Source organism: methanotrophic endosymbiont of Bathymodiolus puteoserpentis (Logatchev) (genome assembly GCF_900128525.1).
Classification (GTDB): Bacteria; Pseudomonadota; Gammaproteobacteria; order Methylococcales; family Methylomonadaceae; genus Methyloprofundus.
Map to the genome: position 1 here is coordinate 1 of NZ_FQTQ01000114.1, position 1709 is coordinate 1709.

At 38.3% G+C, this 1709-nt stretch carries 1 protein-coding gene and 1 pseudogene; both read left to right on the top strand.

Annotated features, from left to right (window positions below; genetic code table 11):
* Window positions 1–451: 451 nt before the first annotated feature.
* Window positions 452–1450 carry a hypothetical protein gene (locus tag BQ7314_RS09645; RefSeq protein ID WP_174483499.1) on the top strand — a complete coding sequence of 333 codons (999 nt, stop codon included), beginning with the start codon at window positions 452–454 and terminating at the stop codon, window positions 1448–1450.
* 186 nt (window positions 1451–1636) lie between these two features.
* A pseudogene (locus tag BQ7314_RS09650) lies at window positions 1637–1709 on the top strand (IS6 family transposase); the annotation flags it as partial.

The following is a 1709-nucleotide window of genomic DNA, read 5'->3' on the forward strand; positions in this document are numbered from 1 at the left end:
GTGGAGAGCGAATGCGAGGGCTGGTAGTCCGCGATAGCCGTAGGGCCGTTGTTTTGTCGGAGTCTGAGCGGTAGCGAAGGTGGAGACAAAATAAAAGGCCATCCGACCGACACGGCGTCAAGTCATTTGGAGCCTATGTTCCGACCCCTTGTTGGGTCGGGACGAGGTGACGAGGACGAATCGGGGCGCCGAAGGCATTAGCAGTCGCGTTAAGTTTTTGCTGCTTGCTTGTGGGCAGGGATGCCCAAAACAAGCTTTCGCAAAAATAGCGACTCCCCGCCCTACCTGATGAAACACTTTGGACTCCTGTCGCCAAATATTCATTCACATCCGGAGCGATTGGATAAACCCCAGTACGCCCGCGTCCGCTTCAACTTCGCACAAAAGCCGCTACGTTAAAGCTACCTCAAATTAGGTACTAAATTCTGCTAATGGGTAATCAGGTATAATTATGAAAAAAAACATTAAAATAATAACTATTCTGGCTGTTCTTTTTTCAGCGTTCATAGTTATCCTACAAGGATTTCAGAAAGAAAAGCAAGATAATGGTTTAAAAACAATAAAAAATCAGCACTCTTCTGATGGACAAGTATTACCTAAGAAGGTATTAAAAAAAATAGGGAATAATAGTATGATGTCATCCTTCCCATTACAAAATAAATTAAGTTCTTTACATAACAACACTAATAACTCCAAAGCTAAAAAAAGTCCTTTTTCTGAAAACACTAATAATTACAAAGCTAAAAAAAATTCTTTTACTAAAAACACTAATGACTATATTCCTGTTATTTCTCTTGATGATCAGGTGGATTTATCAGACTCGACTAAAAAACTACTTCGGGATAGGACTAAAAAGATGAAAGAACAAGGTTTTATTGAAGCTGATGATTATTCTGTGTATAAATCTTCAATAGAGGCGTTGTCAATTAAAAACCTTGGTTCTAGATCTTTACAAGATGTTTATGATAAATTGATATTTGAGCCAACCTCAGTAAATGGATCGAATTTTGATCAGGGGGAATACTTAGGGCATACAATAGGTATAGGATTACTTAAGGATGAAAGTATTCATTCATCTCCTGAGGATTTTGACGCTCTACTTCTAGCACCTGAACATTATGAAAAAGAACAAGAAAGAATGGGAGAGTTTTCAAGATATTTTGAATTTTCTGAGCTTGGAAATGTTAAGTTAACTGAGCGTTTTTTCCCCAAAGACGGGAACAGTGTGATTACACCAGAATTGATGAATGCTGATGTGAATGGAAGCTATGCTTACTATCTGGCCCAAAGAGGATCAACTGGAGAAATATTGCATTTTATTACTTGGATAAAGGAAGACCGTCAATATATTATAGAATCTTTAAACACAGGAAATCTTGTGAGCGATATTTTCAAACAAAAGATTTTAAATTTAGCTAATTCTATCGCTGAAAATCAGGGAAATAATTAGCCAAACATAGCGCTGCCAGCCTTGGAGAGTGAATGCGAGGGCTGTTAGGGGTCGACGCAGAATTCGGAACATAAACCCCGTTAAGGATTTTCTATTATGCGTAAAGGTCTGAATTGGTTCTGTCGCATTAATGGGTAAATTCTGAGATAATTCCCCCTTATTTCCCAATGTGCATAAAATAAAATCATGATCAGCTTTAAAGGGACACACTTTCCCAAAGACGTTATTCTTTATGCGGTTTTCTTTTATGTCAGGTATG